The 21,264-nt window shown below is 71.8% G+C and carries 16 protein-coding genes and 1 tRNA gene; 7 read left to right on the plus strand and 10 right to left on the minus strand.

Features of this window, described 5'->3' with window-relative positions; translation table 11 throughout:
- Positions 1–81 precede the first annotated feature (81 nt).
- The 5 genes from thrC to ACFU5F_RS01810 form a co-directional block, all read right to left on the minus strand.
- Positions 82–1,140 carry a threonine synthase gene (gene thrC / locus ACFU5F_RS01790; RefSeq protein WP_383880469.1) on the minus strand — a complete coding sequence of 353 codons (1,059 nt, stop codon included), beginning with the start codon at positions 1,138–1,140 and terminating at the stop codon, positions 82–84.
- Positions 1,141–1,146: 6 nt separating this feature from the next.
- Complete coding sequence (locus tag ACFU5F_RS01795; protein ID WP_383881020.1) at positions 1,147–2,445, minus strand: homoserine dehydrogenase; 1,299 nt, start codon at positions 2,443–2,445, stop codon at positions 1,147–1,149.
- A 426-nt stretch (positions 2,446–2,871) separates the two neighbouring features.
- The gene (gene lysA / locus ACFU5F_RS01800; RefSeq protein WP_383880472.1) at positions 2,872–4,263 is read right to left on the minus strand and encodes a diaminopimelate decarboxylase; all 1,392 of its coding nucleotides are present in this window, start codon (positions 4,261–4,263) and stop codon (positions 2,872–2,874) included.
- A 183-nt stretch (positions 4,264–4,446) separates the two neighbouring features.
- Positions 4,447–5,595: an ArgS-related anticodon-binding protein NrtL gene (gene nrtL, locus ACFU5F_RS01805; RefSeq protein WP_383880475.1), complete on the minus strand. Its 1,149-nt coding sequence runs from the start codon at positions 5,593–5,595 to the stop codon at positions 4,447–4,449.
- 341 nt (positions 5,596–5,936) lie between these two features.
- Positions 5,937–6,452: a response regulator gene (locus ACFU5F_RS01810; protein ID WP_383880478.1), complete on the minus strand. Its 516-nt coding sequence runs from the start codon at positions 6,450–6,452 to the stop codon at positions 5,937–5,939.
- A gap of 172 nt (positions 6,453–6,624) precedes the next feature.
- On the opposite strand from ACFU5F_RS01810, the gene ACFU5F_RS01815 reads away from it, so the two are divergent.
- Positions 6,625–6,696, plus strand: a tRNA-Arg gene (locus tag ACFU5F_RS01815).
- Between the two features lie 150 nt (positions 6,697–6,846).
- On the opposite strand, the gene ACFU5F_RS01820 is transcribed toward ACFU5F_RS01815, so the two are convergent.
- The 3 genes from ACFU5F_RS01820 to ACFU5F_RS01830 form a co-directional block, all read right to left on the minus strand.
- Complete coding sequence (locus tag ACFU5F_RS01820; protein ID WP_383880481.1) at positions 6,847–7,233, minus strand: DUF6083 domain-containing protein; 387 nt, start codon at positions 7,231–7,233, stop codon at positions 6,847–6,849.
- 208 nt (positions 7,234–7,441) lie between these two features.
- The gene (locus ACFU5F_RS01825) at positions 7,442–9,397 is read right to left on the minus strand and encodes a hypothetical protein (RefSeq protein WP_383880483.1); all 1,956 of its coding nucleotides are present in this window, start codon (positions 9,395–9,397) and stop codon (positions 7,442–7,444) included.
- A 203-nt stretch (positions 9,398–9,600) separates the two neighbouring features.
- Complete coding sequence (locus tag ACFU5F_RS01830) at positions 9,601–10,056, minus strand: hypothetical protein (RefSeq protein ID WP_383880485.1); 456 nt, start codon at positions 10,054–10,056, stop codon at positions 9,601–9,603.
- 972 nt (positions 10,057–11,028) lie between these two features.
- On the opposite strand from ACFU5F_RS01830, the gene ACFU5F_RS01835 reads away from it, so the two are divergent.
- Positions 11,029–12,240, plus strand: coding sequence for a YbhN family protein (locus tag ACFU5F_RS01835; protein WP_383880487.1), 1,212 nt, complete (start codon positions 11,029–11,031; stop codon positions 12,238–12,240).
- Between the two features lie 201 nt (positions 12,241–12,441).
- Here ACFU5F_RS01835 and ACFU5F_RS01840 read toward each other — a convergent pair whose 3' ends face one another.
- Complete coding sequence (locus ACFU5F_RS01840) at positions 12,442–13,548, minus strand: Ku protein (protein ID WP_383880490.1); 1,107 nt, start codon at positions 13,546–13,548, stop codon at positions 12,442–12,444.
- A gap of 319 nt (positions 13,549–13,867) precedes the next feature.
- On the opposite strand from ACFU5F_RS01840, the gene ACFU5F_RS01845 reads away from it, so the two are divergent.
- Positions 13,868–16,276: an ATP-binding cassette domain-containing protein gene (locus ACFU5F_RS01845; protein ID WP_383880493.1), complete on the plus strand. Its 2,409-nt coding sequence runs from the start codon at positions 13,868–13,870 to the stop codon at positions 16,274–16,276.
- Between the two features lie 263 nt (positions 16,277–16,539).
- Complete coding sequence (ligD, locus tag ACFU5F_RS01850; protein ID WP_383880496.1) at positions 16,540–17,421, plus strand: non-homologous end-joining DNA ligase; 882 nt, start codon at positions 16,540–16,542, stop codon at positions 17,419–17,421.
- Positions 17,422–17,425: 4 nt separating this feature from the next.
- On the opposite strand, the gene ACFU5F_RS01855 is transcribed toward ligD, so the two are convergent.
- A complete protein-coding gene (locus ACFU5F_RS01855) occupies positions 17,426–18,229 on the minus strand; it encodes a nuclease-related domain-containing protein (RefSeq protein ID WP_383880499.1) in 804 nt (267 codons plus the stop codon).
- Between the two features lie 103 nt (positions 18,230–18,332).
- Between ACFU5F_RS01855 and ACFU5F_RS01860 the strand changes: the two genes are divergently transcribed.
- The 3 genes from ACFU5F_RS01860 (at position 18,333) to ACFU5F_RS01870 (ending at position 21,052) form a co-directional block, all read left to right on the plus strand.
- Positions 18,333–18,845, plus strand: a complete 513-nt coding sequence (locus tag ACFU5F_RS01860) for a dual specificity protein phosphatase family protein (protein ID WP_383880502.1) — start codon at positions 18,333–18,335, stop codon at positions 18,843–18,845.
- A 174-nt stretch (positions 18,846–19,019) separates the two neighbouring features.
- Positions 19,020–19,775 (plus strand): hypothetical protein, encoded by a 756-nt coding sequence (locus ACFU5F_RS01865; RefSeq protein ID WP_383880505.1) that lies wholly within the window; start codon positions 19,020–19,022, stop codon positions 19,773–19,775.
- Entirely contained in the window at positions 19,772–21,052 is a 1,281-nt protein-coding gene (locus ACFU5F_RS01870; protein ID WP_383880508.1) for an ATP-binding protein, read from the plus strand. The genes ACFU5F_RS01865 and ACFU5F_RS01870 overlap by 4 nt, the downstream gene beginning before the upstream one ends.
- Positions 21,053–21,264 lie beyond the last annotated feature (212 nt).

Consider the following 21,264-nt stretch of genomic DNA (forward strand, 5'->3'; position numbering starts at 1 on the left):
CCCCGGAAATCGCCGTCTACGCGCGACTCCCAGGTCTTTCGAAAGGCTGGGCGAGAGGATACGCGAGCGGTCGGCGCGCGGTTACGCGAGACCGAGACGCTCGGCCGCCGTCGCCGCGTCGACCGGGACGGTGACGGGCTGCGGGGCGCCCGCGACGGCCCAGTCGGGGTCCTTGAGGCCGTTGCCGGTGACCGTGCAGACGATGGTCTGGCCCGGGTCGACCCTGCCGTTCTCCGCGGCCTTCAGCAGACCGGCCACCGAGGCGGCGGAGGCGGGCTCCACGAAGACACCCTCCTGCGCGGCCAACAGCCGGTAGGCGCGCAGGATCTCACGGTCCGTCACCTCGTCGATGAGGCCGCCCGACTCGTCCCGCGCGGCCAGTGCGTAGTTCCAGGACGCGGGGTTGCCGATACGGATCGCCGTGGCGATCGTCGACGGGTCCTTGACGACCTCGCCGCGCACGATGGGCGCGGAACCGGAGGCCTGGAATCCCCACATGCGCGGGGTCCTGGACGCGATCCCGTCGGCGGCGTACTCCGTATAGCCCTTCCAGTACGCCGTGATGTTGCCCGCGTTGCCCACCGGCAGGACGTGGACGTCGGGGGCGTCGCCGAGCATGTCCACGATCTCGAACGCGGCGGTCTTCTGGCCCTCGATGCGTACCGGGTTCACCGAATTGACCAGCGCCACCGGGTAGTTGTCGCTCAGTTCACGCGCCAGGGTGAGGCAGTCGTCGAAGTTGCCGTCGACCTGGAGGATCTTCGCGCCGTGCACCAGGGCCTGGCCCATCTTGCCCAGCGCGATCTTCCCGCGCGGGACGAGGACGGCGGAGACCATGCCCGCGCGGACCGCGTAGGCGGCCGCCGAGGCGGAGGTGTTGCCCGTGGAGGCACAGATGATCGCCTTCGCGCCATCCTCCTTCGCGCGCGTGATGGCCATGGTCATGCCGCGGTCCTTGAAGGACCCGGTCGGGTTGGCACCCTCGACCTTGAGGTGGACCTCGCAGCCCGTGCGCTCGGAGAGCACCTGCGCGGGTACGAGGGGCGTGCCGCCCTCACGGAGCGTCACGACCGGCGTGCTGTCGGAGACGGGCAGCCGGTCCCGGTACTCCTCGATGATTCCGCGCCACTGGTGGGTCATTGCTGGTTACTCTCCTTCAACCCGCATGATGCTGGCGACACCCCGCACGGTGTCGAGGTTGCGCAGCGCCTCGACGGTCCCGCTGAGGGAGGCGTCGGAAGCGCGATGGGTGACGACGACGAGAGAGGCCTCGCCGCCGCCGTCTTGCCGTCCTTGCTGCCGCACCGTATCGATGGACACGCCGTGCTCCGAGAACACGGTCGCCACCTGGGCGAGAACGCCCGGTTTGTCGGCGACGTCAAGGCTGATGTGGTAGCGGGTGGTCACGTCGCCCATCGGCGAGACCCGCAGGGCGGCGTACGCGGACTCACCGGGTCCGGTGGCGCCCGCGAGCCGGTTGCGGCACACGGCCACGAGGTCGCCGAGCACGGCGGAGGCGGTGGGGGCACCGCCCGCGCCCGGCCCGTAGAACATCAGCTGACCGGCGGCGTCCGACTCCACGAACACCGCGTTGTAGGCGCCCCGCACGGACGCGAGGGGGTGGGTCAGCGGGATCATCGCCGGGTGCACGCGCGCCGTGACGGAGCCACCGTCCGCGGCCCGCTCGCAGATGGCGAGCAGTTTGATGGTGCAGCCCATGTTCTTGGCGGAGGCGAAGTCGGCCGAGGTCACCTCGGTCATGCCCTCGCGGTACACGTCGTCGAGCCGCACGCGCGAGTGGAAGGCGATGCCGGCGAGGATCGCGGCCTTGGCGGCGGCGTCGAACCCTTCGACGTCCGCGGTCGGGTCGGCTTCCGCGTATCCGAGGGCGGTGGCCTCGTCGAGGGCCTCCTGATACCCGGCGCCCGTGGAATCCATCTTGTCGAGGATGAAATTGGTGGTGCCGTTGACGATGCCCATCACCCGGTTGATCTTGTCGCCGGCGAGGGACTCGCGCAGCGGCCGGATCAGCGGGATGGCGCCGGCGACGGCGGCCTCGTAGTAGAGGTCCTTGCCGGCCTCACCGGCCGCGGCGTGCAGCGCGGCACCGTCCTGGGCGAGGAGCGCCTTGTTGGCGGAGACGACCGAGGCACCGTGCTCGAACGCGGTGGTGATGAGGGTGCGGGCGGGCTCGATCCCGCCGATGACCTCGACGACGACGTCGATGTCCCCCCGCTTGACCAGGGCGGTCGCGTCGGTCGTGACGAGCGCCGGGTCGATGCCCGCGCGCACCCGCGAGGGGCGTCGGACCGCCACACCCGCGAGTTCGACCGGGGCGCCGATGCGGGCGGCGAGATCGTCGGCGTGCGTCGTCATGATGCGCGCCACCTCTGAGCCGACGACCCCACAGCCCAGCAGCGCCACCTTCAGCGGACGCGTACGCATCATCCGACCTCGTTTCCTCACATACCGACATACCGAATACGGTGGAACCAGTCTCACTCACCGGACGGGAGTTTCTATCCTTCGTCCGGATCGTGAGACATCTATTTCATTTTCACCGGGCCGGAAGACGGAGATCTTTCGGCCCGGGTTTGACGATGTTCTTTTGTGGTGCGGTGCAGTGCGGTGCGGGTGCATGGCGCTTGGCGCGTGATGCGGGGTGCGACGTGGCGCGGCGCGGGCGGTGCGGGCGGTGCGGCGCGGACATGCGGTGCCTGGGTGGGTACGTGGGTGCGGGTATCGCCCGCTCCGCACGCCGAGCGGACTGATCACTCGAATCGGCGCACGGAGCGTACGAACCGCGTATGGATCATCCGAACCGCGCGCGGATCATCCGAACCGCACGTGGTTCACCCGGCCGCGCGTAAATCATCCGACATCGAGCCGGAGCAGGTCCTCCTCCGTCTCCCGGCGGACGATGACGCGGGCCTGTCCATCATTGACGGCGACGACCGGCGGGCGCAGCACGTGGTTGTAATTGCTCGCCATCGAACGGCAGTACGCACCGGTCGCGGGAACGGCGATCAGGTCACCCGGTGCCAGGTCCGCCGGCAGGAACGCGTCCCGCACCACGATGTCACCACTCTCGCAGTGCTTGCCGACCACACGCGCGAGCATCGGCTCGGCCTCGGAGGTCCGGGACACCAGGGCGACGCTGTACTCGGCGTCGTACAGCGCGGTCCGGATGTTGTCGGACATGCCGCCGTCCACGGAGACGTACGTGCGCAGCCCGTCCAGCGGCTTGATGGTGCCGACCTCGTACAGCGTGAACGCGGTGGGCCCGACGATGGCGCGCCCCGGCTCGACGGAGATCCGGGGGGTGCGGAGCCTGGCGGCGTCGCACTCCCGGTTGACGATCTCGGTCAGGGCCTTGGCGATCTCGTGGGGCTCGCGGGGGTCGTCTGCGCTGGTGTAGGCGATGCCGAGCCCGCCGCCGAGGTCGATCTCGGGCAGTTCGACGCCGTGCTCGTCGCGGATGTCCTTGAGCAGTCCGACGACGCGGTGGGCGGCGACCTCGAACCCGGACGTGTCGAAGATCTGGGACCCGATGTGCGAGTGGATCCCGATGAGCTCGAGCCCGTCCAGCTTCAGTGCCCGCCGCACGGCCTCCGCGGCCTGCCCGCCGGCGAGCGGGATCCCGAACTTCTGGTCCTCGTGGGCGGTGGCGATGAACTCGTGCGTGTGCGCCTCGACGCCGACGGTGACGCGGATCTGCACCCGCTGCCGCCGGCCGAGCGACTGGGCGATGTGGGCGACCCGCACGATCTCCTGGAAGGAGTCGAGCACGATACGGCCGACGCCGGCCTCGATCGCGCGGTGGATCTCGTCGGTGGACTTGTTGTTGCCGTGGAAGGCGATGCGGTCGGCGGGCATCCCGGCGGAGAGGGCGGTCGCCAGCTCGCCACCCGAGCAGACGTCGAGATTGAGCCCCTCCTCGTGCAGCCAGCGCACGACGGCCCGGGACAGGAACGCCTTCCCCGCGTAGAACACGTCGGCGTCCTGCCCGAAGGCCGTACGCCAGGCGCGCGCCCGCGCCCGGAAGTCGGCCTCGTCGACGAAGTACGCCGGCGTACCGAACTCCTCCGCGAGCGCCTTCACATCGATCCCGCCGACGCTGACGACTCCGTCGTCGGCGCGGGTGACGGTCTGCGCCCACACCTTCGGGTCCAGCGAGTTCAGATCGGCGGGCGGGGCGGCGTAGTGCCCCTCGGGAAGCACGTCGGCGTGACGGGGACCGGCGGGGTGTGCGGAACGGCTCATGTCTGTACGGCTTTCTGTGAACTCTTGGCTGCGGGGCGGGGGCTGCCTGCCGGGGGCTTGACCTGGGCTGGGTCCGGGGCTGGGCTGGGGGTCCGGGCTGGGTTTGGACTGGGCTGGGACCTCGGCCCGGGACCTCGGCCTAGGCTCGGCTCGGCTTGATGGCTTGGGGCTCCGCGTGCTCGCTCAGAGGTAGTCGGGTGCGTCGATGCCGAGCAGGGACAGGCCGCCGGCCAGCACCGTCCCGGTGGCTTCGGCAAGCGCCAGCCGGGCCCGGTGGGCGGCCGAGGGTTTCTCGTCGCCGCGCGGCAGCACCGTGGGCTGGAAGGCGAGCAGGCCGTCGGCGAGGACGACCAGGTGCCGGGCCAGACGATCGGGAGCGCGGAGGGTCGCCGCTCGGGTGAGCGTGGAGGGATAGGTGGTGAGGGCGGTGATGAGGGGTGTGGACGGGTCGGGGGCGGCCTCGGTGGCAGGCGTGCAGAGGTCGGCCGCGGCGCAGGGGGTGCCCAGGGGGCCCGGGGTGGCCGTGAAACCGAGGGCCGCGGCGTTGCGGGTGAGCGCGCGGGCTCGCGCGTGCGCGTAACGCACCCGGAAGAGGGGGTTTCCGGCCCGCTGAGCCAGGAGGTCCGCGGTGATCCTGGGGCGGTCGTGGGCGGCCGGGTGCAGGAGGGCCCAGCGGAGGGCGTCGGGGCCGAGGGGAGTGGGGTCCTCGGGAGCGGGGACGGGGCGGAGGTCGATGGGACTGCCGGGGGTGTCGGGACTGCCCGGGCTACCGGCTCTCCCGTTGCCGCCCTTACCGGCGGAGATGTCGTGGGACCGGATGTGATCGACCTCGACGCGGCCGCCCTGGCTGGCGACGATCCGCACGAGCGCGTCGGCGATGACCTCCGCACGAATGTCGTACGGGATCCGCAGCCGGACGACCTGCCCGGCGAGGGTGTCGCTGTGGCCGTACGGGAGGGAGGAGCCCCCCTGACCTCCGCCCTCTGCGGCCTCCGTACCCTCCACGTCCTCCGTCCCCAGGATTCGACGTACGAGCGTGATGGCGGCGGCCCGGTCGAGGTGGATGTTGAGGAACCCGGGCCCGGTGATCTCGACAGCGGCGACGCCCTCGGTGCGCCTGAGATGGGGCCGCAGTATCTCGGCGACCTGCAACGGCGGCCGCCCGGCGGGCCGGGCCAGCTGCAGCGCGATGTTCGTCGCGTAGTCCCCGCTCCCGCCGGGCCCCGGCGGAGTCACCACGGCTCGTGCGGGCACGGCAACGCTCAGCTCCCCGTCGTCCACAGCACGGCGCACCGCGCGCAGCACGGTACGGGAGAGCTCGACGGGGGTCACGGGGACAAGCGTAGGGGAGGAGGGGGGTGGGTATGCGAGCCGGTTTGGCCTGCGGTCCGGGATGTGGACAGGGCGGGGCGCACGCTGCTGGGGTTCGGGGTGGGGACTGCGACGGGGGTGCGCCTTCGGAGGGCCGGGGGCCGAGGAGCCGGGGGCGGCCTGGGGCTCGGGAGTGTTGCGCTGCCGGTGGTGCCGGGTTTCTGGGCTGCCGGGGGTCCCAGGTCCGCCCGGATGCACTCAGCCCAAGTTCAGATCCAGAAGATCCAGATCCAGATGTAGGTCAAGGTGCAGATGTAGGTCGAGGTGCAGATGTAGGTCGAGGTGCAGATGCGGTTCAGGGGTTAGGTTCCGGTTCGGCCGGCGCGCTCCGGACACTCGGTGTGCTCGGTCCCGCCGACCGGGGCACCGGCGGGGGCAGGACCATCACCGCCGATCCCGAACGACACGCCCGCGCCGTCACCGTCACCATCACCGGCGCCACTCCCGCGCTCCATCAACTGCCGCACGAGGGACACGAGTTCGGCAGGCTCGAAGGGCTTGGCAAGGAAGGCGTCGACGCCGACGTCGAGCCCGGCCTCGACCTCGTACTGGGAACAGGCACTGACGATGGCGAGCGGAAGGCGCCGCGTTCGGGCGTCACCGCGCAGCCGGGCGGCGGTACGGAGGCCGTCGAGCCGGGGCATGACCACGTCGAGGGTGATGAGATCGGGCCGCACCTGATGAACGACGTCCAGGCACTCGGCACCATCGGCCGCGGTCACCACCTCGAAGCCCTCCAGCTCGAGGTTGACCCTGATCAGCTGCCGGATGACCTTGTTGTCGTCCACAACAAGCACCCGGCCGGACGCGCCTGGCACAACTCGAGAGTAGGTCCGCCCGCACCGCCGCGTCCGGGTTTTCCCCACTTCCACCCCGTGCGGGCGACCTCCCCCAGCTCAACCCCACCCTCCCCCACCAGAAACCGTTCATGATCTCCCTCGGAGAGCTGGTAGGGTTCTACCCGTCGCCGCCGAACAAGGCGCCCGACACGCCCCCGTAGCTCAGGGGATAGAGCAACGGCCTCCGGAGCCGTGTGCGCAGGTTCGAATCCTGCCGGGGGCACCTTGTATGAGGTGCCCAAAGACCCCGTCACCAGCGGAAACGCTGAGGTCGGGGTCTTCGCGTATGTGCGGCCCTATGGGGCTATCCGGGGCTGTTGGGAGGGAGCCTGCGGCATCTTCCCTGGTCAGCGTCAGGGTTTTCGTGCGTTCGTCAGCCGGCGTCCGGCCACTCCTCAGGGGGTAGGCGTGGTGGCTCCGGGGTGCTCTGTCGTTGTGCTTGTCTTTCGTTCTCTTCTCGCAGGCTGGTCAGCCATGGCCATAGGTCCGGTCGAGCCTGCTGTGGGCAGGCGAGGCGGTGTTCTATGCGGCAGCGCTGGAACTGGTCCGGCGGACATACTCCGTAGACCGTCACCCTCCCGTCGGACAGCTCGAGCCACCGGTGGTCCGCCGGCACCGTATGGGCCAGTGGGCGCATGTCGGGCTCCAACAGCACCCATTCCTGCTCAAGCGTCGCCACCCGGTCCTGCGGGAGCCCGCAGTTGGAGCACCTGTTCTGGCCCCGGCCTATGCGGTGCGGCTTCTCATCCAAAACCCCCATGATGTGAGGGTCGCCAGGGAGTCGGTCCAGGCGTAGAGCGCGAATCGGACGGGACGCCTGGGGTGGCAGTAGGCCGGTGGGACGAGATGCGACGCGGCAGGTGCAGCCGGCATCTAGCGGCCGACGGGGCACGGCCGGGAAAGGGCTGAGCCCTCGGCTTGTGCCGGCCGGGGCTCACCATCTACGTGCGCGGAGCCGACCGCCGGCCTTACCCGTGTTCGTGGGGCGGGATGCCGGCGGCGGGTGGGGCGGAGATGTGGTCCAGGTTCAGGGGGTGGCTCGTGCTGTCGGTGTTCAGTCTGGCCTGTAGGTCGGTTTGTCTTGCCGCCAGTTGTTCGAGGACCAGGAGGGGGCGGGTGAGGGGGAGGCCTGCCTCGACTTCTTTCTGGCTCCAGTGGCCCAGGAACTCCAGGACCGCGTCGATCAGGCCGAGGGCGGACTGGGCCGTGAGTTCGTCCGCGGGCTTGGCGAAGACACCCTGGTGGAATGCCGCGTTGCGCATGGCGTAGAGCCAGGTGAGCTGGGTGTGGAGGGTGTTCTGCTGATCGTGCAGCCACGTCGCGAATTCGGCGGGGTGCGCGAGACGTCTCTGCCAGGTGGCTACTTGCTCCGCGGCCAGACCGTCCGTCAGGGCGACGAGGGTCGCGAGTGCTCTGTTCGCGGACTGGATGTCCGCGGGGGCGCCTTCGGGCGGTGCGAGTACGTGGAACCACTGATTCAGGCGAATTGCTCCGTTCGTGCCGCTTCCCGGTCCGTCTCCTCCGCTCTTGAGGGTCGCCTTCATCAGCGCGTGCAGCAGTGTGTCGGTCTCTCGGGTCAGGTTGTCGTGCGCCGTCCGCGCTTCGTCCGCCTGCGCGAGCAGGGCCGAGTGGCGTGCGGACATCTCCTCGTGGGCCCGGCGGGCGGAGGCGGCCGGTTTGTCCTTCACCTTGTCCATGCTTCGCGTGAGGCGGGCCAGTGTGCGCTCGTGTTCTCGGTGTTGCCAGGCGGCGTGCCTGACCATCGCCTGTGCGGAGAGCAGCACCACCTGCCACAGCCCCAGGAGTTGCTGCCGTGCGGCATGCAGCGCGCATGCCTTCGCGAGGACGTCGAGCGTGCCGGACTTCATCCCCACCGACTCGACCGCGCTCCACACCAGGCCCGCGGTCGTCATCGGAGCGTCGACCTGCTGCGCCAGGTGGGCCGCGCGCAGGGCGGGGCCCAGCGAGGCGGGCCAATGGGTGGTCAGCGGCTGCGCCGCCTTGGTGGTCTTCGATCTCGCGTCGTCGTGGACCACGTGCGCGCTCGTGTCGGTGGCGAACAGGAGGGGGTGGAGGGACAGGCGGCTCAGACGCTGGCCCGCCGCGTACTGGTCCAGCACCTCGCTCAGCTTCCGCCGTCCTCGACGCAGGGCGGTGTGCGTGTCGGCCGCGTGGACGGGGAGTGTCACCAGGACCGCGGGGCCGTCCAGGCCCGCCGCGATACGGCTGAGGAAACGGCGCCGTGCGTCCTTCGTCTGCGTCCGCGTTGCGTGCGGTGGTTCGGTGTCACGGGGCACCGGTTGCTGCCTCGCGCCGGGGAGCAGGAGATCCAGATTTCTGAGCTCTCGGGTGCCGGTGACCACGAGGCCCACCCTGAAGCGCCGCTCGGTCGGCCAGAGGACCGCCGCTACCTGCTGTGCGGTCGGCGCGTGTGGGGACGTTCTTTTCAGGAGAGCGACGAGGTCGGTCCGCAGGTCGAGTCCGTCGCGTCCTTGCAGGGCGACCGCGACGGCTATCTCGTTGCGGATGGTGACTGCCGCTCCCGGAGAGATCGGGGATTCCCAGAGGGGGACCAGCCAGTCCCGGATGGATCTCGACACCGGTGTGATGAGCCGTCCCAGCCGGGCCGCGTAGTTCCGTTTCACTTGGTCCGGGGTGGAATCGGTGAGCGTCGCCTCCAGGGAGTGCACCAGGCGCCGTGCGGCGCGCAGGTGCTTCGCGTTGTCGGGGGCGGTGGCGAAGACCAGGCTGGCGGTGTCCATGTTGACCCGCGCAGGGACCGTCAGCCGTTTCAGCAGGCGGTTGAGTGGTTGTCTCTCGGCCGAGACGTTGCCTTCGAGAGCATGGTGCACACGGATGAGGGTCAGCAGGGAGCTGTTGACGGCCGACACATGCTCGGTCGGGTAGGCGCGCGGATCCAGCATCCGCAGGAGACCTTCGAGAAAAGCTCGTTGCTGACGCGTCAGTGGCGCTGCACTGAAGGCTTCCACGGCATGCGCATCCCATACCTTGTAGTGCATCTCCGCAGACTACGTCGCCGCCTCCTCGCCGGGCAGGACAACTGGCATTACGGGGACGGGACTTGCCCGGCGCGGTCGTTCGGTGGGTGGGTGGGTGGGTGGGTGCGTCAGGGGGTGGGGCGGCGGTTGGGTGGGGTGAAGAGGTAGAGGTCGAGGATGGGGGGCATCGGCGCGATGCCCGGACCACCGGAGCGGACCCAGGTGACGATGTCCTCGGTGGCCTCGGGGTCGTTGACCAGGCCCAGCCAGACGGGGCGGGCGCCGGCGGCGCGGCCGGCCGCGGAGGGCTGGACCACGACGACGTTGGCCTGGTCGCAGGCGTCCAGGCAGGTGGAGACGCGAGTGGGGACCGAGGCTCGGAGGCGGGCGGTCTGGGCCTCGTGATCCACGCCGGGGAGTTTGGGGGTGCCGCAGCAGCAGTCCCGGCAGACCGTCACTCGGGAGGGCGCGGAGGGGCGTACGGGCGGGCTGGTGACGGCGCGGCGGGGCACGCGGGTGGGGGTGGGAGTGGACGTCGCGCCCGGGGGCGTCCCCTCCGAGGTCACCACGGATTCGGTCCCCATCCAGGTCACCTCGTTTTCGGTCGGTTTCCAGGTCACCACGGTGTCGGGGCGGTGCGTGTGGGGGGTTTCATGCGCTGGCCTCTGAGTCGGTGACCTGGTCCTGTCCGTGGGGAGTTTACGGGTGGCAGACCCCCTCGACCTCGCCGTCATCAGGGGCTTCGCCCCGAGGGAACAGATCGGGGCCGGGACGATGCGGGGGGGTGCGGCGGAGGTGGGGTGAGGTGCCGCTGCCGTCGTGGACCGTACGCCGACGACGCCGAGGCTCGCGCCGCGGCCCGCAAGGGCACGGTGATCGGGAGTGGACGCGTGGACGCCCGGGGCCCGGGCGTCCACGACCACGGCGGCAGCGCCGTCGCCTGCGGCGAGGGTGCGCTCCAGCCGGGCCGGGTCCTGCGTCGGCCGGCCGCCCGTCCCCCGCCCGGCACCGGTTCCCTCCTCCAGGACGAGGCCGGGGGTGGGGGCGGGGGCGTAGAGGTTGGGCAGCCGGTTGGGCTCACGGCCCCGCCGCGCTCCGCCTCCCGACGCGCTCCCGGGGGCATCCGTGCGGCGCTGTCACCGCAGACCCGGGGTGGCTCGCCGCACTCCGTCTCCCGACGCGCTCCCGGCGGCGTCCGTGCGACGCTGCCACCGCAGACCCCGGGTGGCTCACATCACCACAGTGGCGGAGGGTGCGGGCCGATGGGGGCGTGCGGTGCGGGCGAGGTGTGATCTTGGTGGAAGCCGGGCGCGGGGGCCGTCGGGAAGTGACTTGTGTCTCACCTGGGGCGGAGGGGGTCGGGCGGGCGCCGACGGCAGAGTCGCTGTTCGGAAGCGGTGTCGTCGTTCTGGCGGTGGCAGGAGTTCGGGTGGTGCATACCGGGGAGTCATTTGGGGTGGGAACGGTCCTGGGGTTCCCTTCGTTCTTGACTTGCCCTGCCTCCGTCGGAGCGGTCCCCCGCCGTACCGACGCGACGCGGAAGGACGACGTGCCCTTTGTTCCCGCTCCCGCTCGACGCGCCGCCCCCCTCGCGGCCCACCCCGTCCCCGGTCACCGACCCCCTCCCCCTGATACCCAGCCCGGCCCGGCCCTCGGACGCCACCCACGTCCACGGCCTGCCCCCGGCCCCAGGCCCCGACGCCGCACCCGAGGCGCTCTCGGAGCCTGACCGTGCCGCCCGTCCCGAGGCGCTGCCGGAACCTGACTGCGCCGCCCGGCCGGGGGCCTTTGCGCCCGCCCGGCTGCGGGCGCTGCTGCCCTCCCCTTCGGCCGCCAACGCCCGGCGGCTGCGGTTCGCGCTGACACTGTTGCCGCTCGTGCTGCTCGGGGTCTGGGCGGCGGTGGACTGGCGGACGGTCCATCAAGGAGCCGTACGACTTGCCTCGGCCAACCCCTGGTGGCTGCTGGCCGGCGCGTTCTTCACGGCCCTGTGCTCGGTCGCCTCCGCCTGCGTACGGCAGGGCGCGGTGCCGGAGCGGCTTCCGCCGGGGCAGCTGCTGGCGACGCAGTTCGCCGCCGGTGCCGCCGGGCACGCCCTGCCGGGGAACATCGGTGCCCACGCGGTCGTCCTGCGCTTCCTGCGGGGCCGGGGTATCCCCCTCGCCCGTGCGACCTCCTCGCTCGCCCTCTACTCGGCGGTCAAGCCGGTGGCCAAGACGCTGGTGATCATCGTCTTCGTCGTGGCGTTCCCGGGCACGCTCCGCCTGACCGAACTCCTGCCCAAGGGCGAGACCCTCGCCCTGGTCGGCGCGATCACCGGGGTCAGCCTCGCCGCCGTGGTCACGCTGGTCACGACCGTACGGCCGTTGCGGCGCCCTCTCATCGGAGGGCTGCGTTCCGCGCTCACCGACACACGGCTCGTGCACAGCCGTCCCGTCCGCGCCGTCTCCCTGTGGGGCGGGGCCGCCGCCTTCCCTCTGTGCCAGGGCGCCGTGGTCGCCTCGGTCGGCACCTCGCTCGGGTTGCCCGTCTCCTGGACGCAGATGATCTTCGCGTACCTCGTCGCCAGCACCGCCGCCGGTGCGGTGCCCGCGCCGGGGGGTCTCGGCCCCATGGACGCGGCGCTGGTCTTCGCCCTCGTCGCCTTCGGCGCACCGGCGAGCCTCGCCACCACCACGGTCATCGGCTACCGCGTCCTCACCGTCTGGCTCCCCCTCCTGCCGGGCACGCTCGTGCTCTCGGCACTGGTACGCGCGAAGGTGCTCTGAGCCGGGGCGGCGGGAGCGTCGGGGTCCTCCGGGCGGGACGGGGCTGAGGGACCCCGCTGTCGGCCGCGCGGAGTGCGTACGGACGTGCGTGCGTGGCTGCGGGCGGGCATGGGAACCTGCATGCGTGCGCGCGTGGGGACCTGCGTGCGCGCGTGGGGACAGGCCTGCGTGCAACCGGCTCGGGAGCGGTGCTCGTGCCGGTCAGGCCGAGCGTTTGCGGGCGGTCGTCTTCTTCGCCGGGGTCTTCTTCGCGGTGCTCTTCGCCGCCGTGGCCTTGGCCGAGGTCGACTTCGCGGCCGGGGGCTTCGCCGCCGTCGTCCTGGCCGCGGCTGTCGACTTGGACGCCGTCGTCTTCCTGGCCGTGGACTTCTTCGCGGCCGTCTTCTTCGCCGGTTCCGCGGACCTGGTCGTGGACTTCTTCGGGGCGGCGGCCGTCCCGCGGGTCGTCGCGGTGGACTTCTTGCCCGGGGGCTGCTTCGGGGTGGGGCGGGACGAGAGGTGGGTGATGTCGGCGACGTCCTCGCCGCGCGACTCCCTGGCCTCGCGCACGCTCTTCTCCAGGGCGGCCATGAGGTCGAGGACCTTGCCGCCCGGGGCGGGGGCGGGAGCGCTGGGCGCTTCCTCTCCGGCGGCCTTCGCGGCGATGAGTTCCTCGACGGCCTCGCGGTAGTCGTCGTGCAGGGACGCGAAGTCGACCTCGCCGAGGGTGTCCATGAGGGCGTCCGCGAGGTCGAGCTCCTTGTCGCGGACGGTGACGCTCGCGTCGGGGGCGACCCCCTCCGTCGTACGGATCTCGTCGGGCCAGAGCAGCCCGTGCATGGCGAGGACGTCGTCCACGACCCGCAGCATGCCCAGCCGCTCGCGCCCGCGCAGCGCGAACTTGCAGATGGCGACCTTTCCGCTGCGCTTGAGCGCCTCGCGGAGGAGGGTGTACGGCTTGGCGGCGGGGACACCGTTCGCCGCGAGGTAGTACGCGGCGTCCACCTGCAGCGGGTCGACGCTCTCGGCCGGTACGAAGCCCTCGATCTCGATGGTCTTGGCCGTCGGGATGGGCAGGGACGCGAGGTCCTCGTCCGTGATCGGGATCATCGTGCCGTCCGCGTCCTCGTACGCCTTGCCGATCTCCCCCTGCGTCACCTCGCGGTCCTCCAGCTCGCAGACCTTGCGGTATCGGATGCGGCCGCCGTCCTCCAGGTGGACCTGGCGGAAGGAGACGGAGTGGCTCTCGGTCGCGTTCACCAGCTTGATCGGGATGCTGACCAGGCCGAAGGAGATCGCGCCGTTCCAGATGGATCGCACGGGCAGCACGCACCTTTCGGGTCCCTGCTTCCGGTTTGTCCACACCGTAACGCGGACCGATGAGGGCCGCCCGGCGGGCCGGTCAGGATTCGAGAAGCGGGCAGCGGCATGGCGCGCCTAGCGTGAAACGGGCGACGTCTCGCGGCGTCTGTCGACCTCGTGCCGCTTCTGGCCGGCCCGACGAGATCGAACACCCGTTTCGTCCCGGCCCCAGGGAAATGTATCCGGAATGCACACCACCGCACGTACTCTTCCCAGCGGATCGGACCCGGTCGGGCGACGCCGGCGGGACCGCGGGACGCGGCTCCGCACGACAGATGGAGGAACGATGACCAAGGCCACGAGGGCGGGGACGCAGGAGCGGTCTCCCGGGCCGCACGCCGCCGACAGCCATGATCTGATCCGTGTGCACGGGGCGCGGGAGAACAATCTCAAGAACGTCAGCATCGAGATCCCCAAGCGCCGGCTGACGGTGTTCACGGGCGTCTCGGGCTCGGGGAAGAGTTCGCTGGTGTTCGACACGATCGCCGCCGAGTCGCAGCGGCTGATCAACGAGACGTACAGCGCGTTCCTCCAAGGTTTCATGGCGAACCTGGCGCGGCCCGAGGTGGACGTGCTCGACGGGCTGACCACCGCGATCACGGTCGACCAGCAGCGGATGGGGTCCGACCCGCGTTCCACCGTCGGCACCGCCACCGACGCCAACGCGATGCTGCGCATCCTCTTCAGCCGGCTGGGCAAGCCGCACATCGGCCCGCCCGGCGCGTTCTCCTTCAACGTCGCCTCGGTCTCGGCGAGCGGCGGGTTCACGGTCGACCGCGGTGCCGACAAGACCAAGACCGAGAAGGTCAGTTTCAGCCGCACCGGCGGCATGTGCACGCACTGCGAGGGCCGGGGCAAGGTCTCCGACATCGATCTCGCCCAGTTGTTCGACGACTCCAAGTCGCTCTCCGAGGACCCGTTCACCATTCCGACCTACACCGGCGACGGCTGGGTGGTGCGGGTCATCGCCGAGTCGGGCTTCTTCGACAAGGAGAAGCCGATCCGCGAGTACACCAAGAAGGAGCGGCACGACTTCCTGTACCGCGAGCCGACCAAGGTGAAGATCAACGGCGTCAATCTCACCTACGAGGGGCTGATCCCGAAGCTGCAGAAGAGTTTCCTCGCCAAGGACCGCGAGTCGATGCAGCCGCACATCCGGGCCTTCGTGGACCGGGCGGTCACCTTCACCGAGTGCCCCGACTGCGACGGCACCCGGCTCAGCGAGCTGGCCCGCTCCTCGCGGATCGGCAAGGTCAACATCGCCGACGCCTGCGCGATGGAGATCCGCGACCTGGCGGAATGGGCCCGCGGGATCGAGGACGCGTCGGTGGCGCCGCTGCTCGCCAAGCTCCACTACACCCTCGACTCGTTCGTGGAGATCGGTCTCGGCTACCTCTCGCTCGACCGGGCCTCGGGCACACTCTCCGGCGGCGAGGCGCAGCGGACCAAGATGATCCGCCACCTCGGCTCCTCGCTCACCGATGTCACGTATGTCTTCGACGAGCCGACCATCGGGCTGCACCCGCACGACATCGAGCGGATGAACAACCTGCTGCTGCGGCTGCGCGACAAGGGCAACACCGTGCTCGTCGTGGAGCACAAGCCGGAGACGATCGCGATCGCCGACCACGTCGTGGACCTCGGTCCCGGCGCCGGTACGGCGGGGGGCACCGTCTGCTTCGAGGGGACGCTGGAGGGGCTGCGGGCGAGTGACACCGTCACCGGCCGTCATCTCGGTGACCGGGCGGCCCTGAAGGAGTCGGTGCGCCAGCCCACCGGGGCGCTGGAGATCCGGGGGGCGCGGGCGAACAACCTCCAGGACGTCGACGTGGACATCCCGCTCGGCGTGCTCACCGTCGTCACCGGGGTGGCCGGCTCCGGCAAGAGCTCGCTCGTGCACGGGTCGATGGCCCGGCAGGCGGGGGCCGAGGGCGTGGTGGCGATCGACCAGACGGCGATCCGTGGGTCCCGGCGCAGCAATCCGGCGACGTACACCGGGCTGGCGGATCCGATCCGCAAGGCCTTCGCCAAGGCCAACGGGGTGAAGCCGGCGCTGTTCAGCGCCAACTCCGAGGGCGCCTGCCCCACCTGCAACGGTGCCGGCGTCATCTACACCGATCTGGCGATCATGCAGAGCGTCGCCACCCCGTGCGAGGAGTGCGAGGGGAAGCGGTTCGAGGCGTCGGTGCTGGAGTACCGCTTCGGCGGGCGGGACATCAGCGAGGTGCTGGCGATGTCGGTCGCCGAGGCGGAGGAGTTCTTCGGCTCCGGTGAGGCGCGCACCCCGGCGGCCCACCGGATCATCGAGCGGATGGCGGACGTGGGGCTCGGCTACCTCACCCTCGGCCAGCCGCTCACCACGCTCTCCGGCGGTGAGCGGCAGCGGCTGAAGCTGGCCACCCACATGGGTGACAAGGGCGGGATCTACGTCCTCGACGAACCGACCACGGGTCTTCACCTCGCCGATGTGGAGCAGCTGCTCGGGCTGCTCGACCGGCTCGTCGACGCGGGCAAGTCGGTGATCGTCATCGAGCACCACCAGGCGGTCATGGCGCACGCCGACTGGATCGTCGACCTCGGCCCCGGCGCCGGCCACGACGGCGGCCGCGTGGTCTTCGAGGGCACCCCGGCCGAGCTCGTCGCGGCCCGCTCGACCGTCACCGGCGAACACCTGGCGGCGTACGTGGGGGCGTGACCCCCGCGCCCGCGCGGGCGGCGACGGGACGCGTACGCGGGTGTCCGCCCACGTACGCCCATACGTCGTACGCCCGTGGCCCTGCGCCGGGAGCGCCGCGTCTCGCCGCTCCCGGCGCACGGGGCCACCGCACACGGTCCGATGCCCGTGACCGGCGTCCAATGCCCGCACCGGACGCCGGTCACCAGCCACCCACCCCCGGGCGATTCGCCGTGTTCACACCCTTCAGCCCGCTTCGTCGCGAACCGTGGAATTCTGTTTCCATGACACCGATCACCGAGGTGGAGGGCCGCCGGGTCGCCCTCTCCAATCTGGAGAAGGTTCTCCACCCGGCGACGGGCTTCACCAAGGGTGAGCTGCTGCACTACTACGCCACGGCCGCGGACGCCCTGCTGCCGCATCTGCGTGACCGCCCGGTCTCCTTCCTCCGTTACCCGGACGGGCCGGGCGGACAGGTGTTCTTCACCAAGAACGTGCCGCCGGGCACGCCCGACTGGGTCACCACCGCCGAGGTGCGGCGGATGGAGGGTCCGGCCCGGATGGTGCTGGTGCAGGACCTGGCGAGCCTGATGTGGGCGTCGAACCAGGTCGCGGAGTTCCACACGCCGCAGTGGACCGTCGGCTCCGGCGACGAGGCCGACCGGCTGGTCTTCGACCTGGACCCGGGGGAACCCGCGACGATCGTCGAGTGCTGCGAGGTCGCCCGCTGGCTGCGGGAGCGGCTCGCGTCGGACGGGATCGAGGCGTACGCCAAGACGTCCGGGTCGAAGGGGCTGCATCTGCTGGCGGCGGTGCGCGGGGCGACCTCGGAGCGGGTGTCGGAGTACGCCAGGGAGCTCGCCGTCGAGGCCGAGAAGGCGCTGCCCCGCCTGGTCGTGCACCGGATGAACCGCAGCCTGCGCCCCGGCAAGGTGTTCGTGGACTGGAGCCAGAACGCCGGCCGCAAGACCACGGCCGCGCCCTACACGCTGCGCGCCCGCGCCGAGCCGACCGTCTCCGCGCCGGTGACGTGGACCGAGGTGGAGGAGTGCGCCTCCCCCGCGCGCCTGGTGTTCCGCGCCCCGGACATCGCCCCCCGCCTCCGGGCCCACGGCGACCTGCTGGCGCCGCTGCTCGACCCGGAGGCCGCACACCCGCTGCCGTGACGGTCTACACGCGGGTCCATGTCCGCCGGTCCCGTGCCGTCGCGTGCAGGCCCTCCACGTCCGCCGGCTTGAGCCGCCCGCCCGTGCGGGCGAGTCGGGCGAGGTCCGTGGCGCGCAGGACGCGGACCTCGCGTGGCGGCGTCGTGATGTCGAGGCCGGCCGGCTCGGTGAGTGCGAGGACGGGACGGACCTCGGCGGTGAGGGCGTAGGAGGCGCGGTCGGCTTCGGCGCGGAGCGCGCGCAGCAGCGCGCGGGGCTCGTGACGGCCGACGGCGACCATCGGGTCGGTGACGACGACGCGCTGCCCGCGCGCGTGCAGGGACCGTACGCAGAACAGTCCTCCGGGGCCGATCAGCAGGTGGTGGATGCGGTCGCCGCCGGGCAGTGGCACGGAGTGCAGGGTGTGCCAGCCGGCGCCCTCCAGCCGGTCCAGCGCGTCGCCGACCGCCTGCTCGGCGGCCAGGGCGCGGCGGCGGGGGTCGGGGCGCAGCCGGCGCGGGGTTCCGGGAGCACGGTCGAGGGCGATCAGGAGCGCCTCGCCGGGGCGGTTGGGGGCCAGGTCGTCGTCCGGGTGGAGGCTCAGCCGGGCCAGTTCGGCGGGGGTGGGCGGGGGCGGCGGGCCCACGGCGACCGGGCCGGTGACGAAGGGGCCCAGTACGGCCAGTACGTCCTCCCTCAGCTCCTCGCTGAGGAGGTTCACCCGGCCCGCCTCACGGTCGTACCAGGCGACGTTCCTCCCGTCGGTCCGGCACACGTACAAGCGTTCCTGTCCGTGCCGCCAGGTCGGTATGACGCGCAGTCGGCTCATGCACCATCACCCCACGACCATGGGAACAGGCGGGTGCTCCATCGGCAAGAACCCGGTTACCTTTGGGGTGACGACCTGTCGTCAGGGGCTTGGGGAGGCGCCGTTGCGGACGCGCAGGAAGCAACCGGGTGTGCCGGCTCCGGGCGAACCGTGGAGCGAGATCGTGCCGGGGCTGTGGATGGGCGGGCACGAGTTCGCGGGGCGGACCGGCACCGGGGACATCGAGTTCGCGGTCGTACGCGACGAGTTCGATCTGGTGCTGACCCTGCTGCGGCTGCCTGGGTACGGGCCGGACGACGGTGTCGAGCACCATGTGTGGCCGATCCCGGACGGACCGCTGGACGGTACGCAGCTGGCGGGTGTGATGCGGCTGGCGCAGGCGGCGTGCGACGCGCTGGAGGACGGCAAGCGGGTTCTCGTGCGCTGCTACAGCGGGTACAACCGGTCCGGTCTGGTCGTGGCGCACGCCCTGATCCGTGACGGGCACTCCGCCGAGGAGGCGATCCGGCTGATCCGCACCCGCCGTTCGCCGTGGGCGCTGCACAACGAGTTGTTCGTGGAGTATCTGCACACGGGGCTGGCGACGGTCCGGCTGCTGGAGGAGCTGGCCGAGTAGCGAACGGGCACGGCCCTCCCGAGCCGACCGCCGGGCGCAGCGCTCCAGCCCCGAGCCGGTCGGCGCGGCACTCCCGACCCGCTCGCAGGACACCGCACTCCCGGCCCGGGCGCGGACGCGGTACTTCCGCACGAATAGGGTGTACTGGACCGTATCGACGCCCCCAGGAGTCCCGTGGTGCCCAGCGTGCCCAGCCGTCCCGCGCGTGTGGCCGTCCTCGCGTCGGCCGCCGCCCTGCTGCTGGGGGCCTGTGGTGACTCCGGGGGCCTGGTGAGCGCGGGGGCGACGCCCACCGCGAGCGGGCCGACCCGGCTGTGGCCCGGGGAGCCGCCCGCCTCCTCCCCCGCCTACGACTACGGCGAGGCCGAGACGGAGGTCGTCAAGGGCGTCGACATCCCCGGCAGGGACATCCGCGCGGTGGACCCGGTGGCGGTCGTACGCGCGGAGATCGCCGCGCATCCGGAGATGTACTCCGGGTCCGACGCTGCCTACGCCGGCACCACCGCCCGCATGGCGGACTGCGACGCGCACGGGGACCGTGCCGAGTGCCCCGTCCTGCGGGCCTACTACCGGGACCTCACCGGCGACGGGCACGACGACCTGGTGCTCGGTTTCCGGCTGCTGCCCGGCAACCAGACGGCGGTGCGGATGTACACGCTCCGGGCGGACCGGCTGGTGCAGGTGCTGGCCGGCGACGACGCGGTGCTCGCGGTCGAGCTGGCCGGACGTACCGTGATCATCCGTTCCCCCGCGGCGATCGTCGGCTACGAGTACCGCACCCAGTGGACCTGGGACGAGGAGCAGCAGGCGATGCTGCTCACCCGTGACGAGATCCTGCGCGTGGGCGGACCGGGCCGCCCGTCCCCCACCGCCACGGCGACGCAACCGGCCGCCTCCGCCCGCCCCTCGTCGTCCGGCGGCCCTCGATGAGCGGGGCGAGAACCGCGCGGAAACGGTTCGCCCTGCGCCGCTGGGCCTCCTCGCTCACCTGGAAGGCCCTGGCGTTCATCACCGTGATGTGCTGCGGGCTGGCGGCGCTGCTCGGCGCCCTCGTGCATGTCTCCGTCACCGACAGGACCGTCAGCGACGCCCGCTCACGGGCGCTCGCCCGCCTCGACGAGGCGGCACGGGCGTACGAGGCCGGGAACCGGCTGCCGCCCGACTCCGCCCTCGACCCGCGGGGCCTGCCGGGGCCGCTGCGCGAGCTGGCGGTGAGCGGGCGGCGCGGCACGATGGTCGGGGTGGCCGGCGGGCATCCCTCGATGTGGGCGGCCGCCCCCGCCGACGGGCGGACCCTGGCCGTGCGGATCGACTACGCGCAGAGCGCGGCCACGATCGAGAACCTCGACCGGGCCATCCTGGGCTCCTCGGCGCTGGCGATCGGGGTGACGCTGGCCGTGGGCGCGCTCGGCGTCACCGGGGTCACCCGGCGGCTGCGCGCGACCTCGCAGGTGGCCCGGCGGATCAGCGCGGGCGACCTCGACGCGCGGGTCGGCGACCCCCGCACGACGGATCCGTCGCGTCACCGGGACGAGGTGGCCGCCGTGGCGGCGGCGCTGGACACCATGGCGTCCACGCTGCAGCGGAAGCTGGTCGGCGAGCAGCGGTTCACGGCGGATGTCGCCCACGAGCTGCGGACGCCGCTGACCGGGCTGCACGCGGCGGCCGAGCTGCTGCCGCCGGGGCGGCCGACGGAGCTGGTGCGGGACCGGGTCGGCGCGCTGCGGACGCTGACCGAGGATCTGCTGGAGATCTCACGGCTGGACGCGGGCGGCGAGCAACTGGACTTGGACGCGATCCGGCTCGGGGGGCTGGCCGAGCGGGTGGCCGCGCACGCGAGCGGTGACACCGTGGTCCGGGTCGTCGAGGACGCGTGCGTGGAGACGGACCGGCGGCGGCTGGAGCGGGTGCTGGGCAACCTCGTGGCCAACGCGCACAAGCACGGGCGGCCTCCGGTGGTGGTGACCGTGGAGGCTGCGGCCGAGGGCGCCGTGGTGAGCGTGCGGGATCACGGGGACGGGTTCCCGGAGTACCTCGTGACGGAGGGGCCGCAGCGGTTTCGGACCGAGGGCTCCAGCAAGGGGCACGGTCTGGGGCTGACGATCGCGGTGGGGCAGGCGGAGGTGCTGGGGGCGCGGCTGGAGTTCGGGAACGCGGTGGACGGTGGTGCGTCCGCCGTTCTGCGACTGCCGGCCGGCGGGGGCTGACCCCGCAGTTCCCCGCTCTCCCGCAACGGCGGGGGCTGACCCAGCAGTTCCCCACTCTCCCGGAACGGCGGGGCCGCGCCACCGCCCGTTCAGGGCCTGCCGGGCCGCTGCGCGCATCGAAGTCGGCCCCGCTCCCCCGTGAGCGGCGTTTCCCTGATGGCCCATCGCGAAAGGCGCCCCGCCCACGCTCCTCCTAACGTGGCGATTAGTCA

Origin of the sequence: Streptomyces sp. NPDC057438 (assembly GCF_042802995.1) — a bacterium.
In the GTDB taxonomy this organism is placed as follows: domain Bacteria; phylum Actinomycetota; class Actinomycetes; order Streptomycetales; family Streptomycetaceae; genus Streptomyces.

Bases quoted from the DNA above. Each gene is read 5' to 3' on its own strand.
- thrC (WP_383880469.1), bottom strand. From the start codon at position 1,140: ATGACCCACCAGTGGCGCGGAATCATCGAGGAGTACCGGGACCGGCTG.
- ACFU5F_RS01795 (WP_383881020.1), bottom strand. From the start codon at position 2,445: ATGCGTACGCGTCCGCTGAAGGTGGCGCTGCTGGGCTGTGGGGTCGTC.
- lysA (WP_383880472.1), bottom strand. From the start codon at position 4,263: ATGAGCCGTTCCGCACACCCCGCCGGTCCCCGTCACGCCGACGTGCTT.
- ACFU5F_RS01820 (WP_383880481.1), bottom strand. From the start codon at position 7,233: ATGGGGGTTTTGGATGAGAAGCCGCACCGCATAGGCCGGGGCCAGAAC.
- ACFU5F_RS01825 (WP_383880483.1), bottom strand. From the start codon at position 9,397: ATGCTGGATCCGCGCGCCTACCCGACCGAGCATGTGTCGGCCGTCAAC.
- ACFU5F_RS01830 (WP_383880485.1), bottom strand. From the start codon at position 10,056: ATGGGGACCGAATCCGTGGTGACCTCGGAGGGGACGCCCCCGGGCGCG.
- ACFU5F_RS01845 (WP_383880493.1), top strand. From the start codon at position 13,868: ATGACCAAGGCCACGAGGGCGGGGACGCAGGAGCGGTCTCCCGGGCCG.
- ligD (WP_383880496.1), top strand. From the start codon at position 16,540: ATGACACCGATCACCGAGGTGGAGGGCCGCCGGGTCGCCCTCTCCAAT.
- ACFU5F_RS01855 (WP_383880499.1), bottom strand. From the start codon at position 18,229: ATGAGCCGACTGCGCGTCATACCGACCTGGCGGCACGGACAGGAACGC.
- ACFU5F_RS01870 (WP_383880508.1), top strand. From the start codon at position 19,772: ATGAGCGGGGCGAGAACCGCGCGGAAACGGTTCGCCCTGCGCCGCTGG.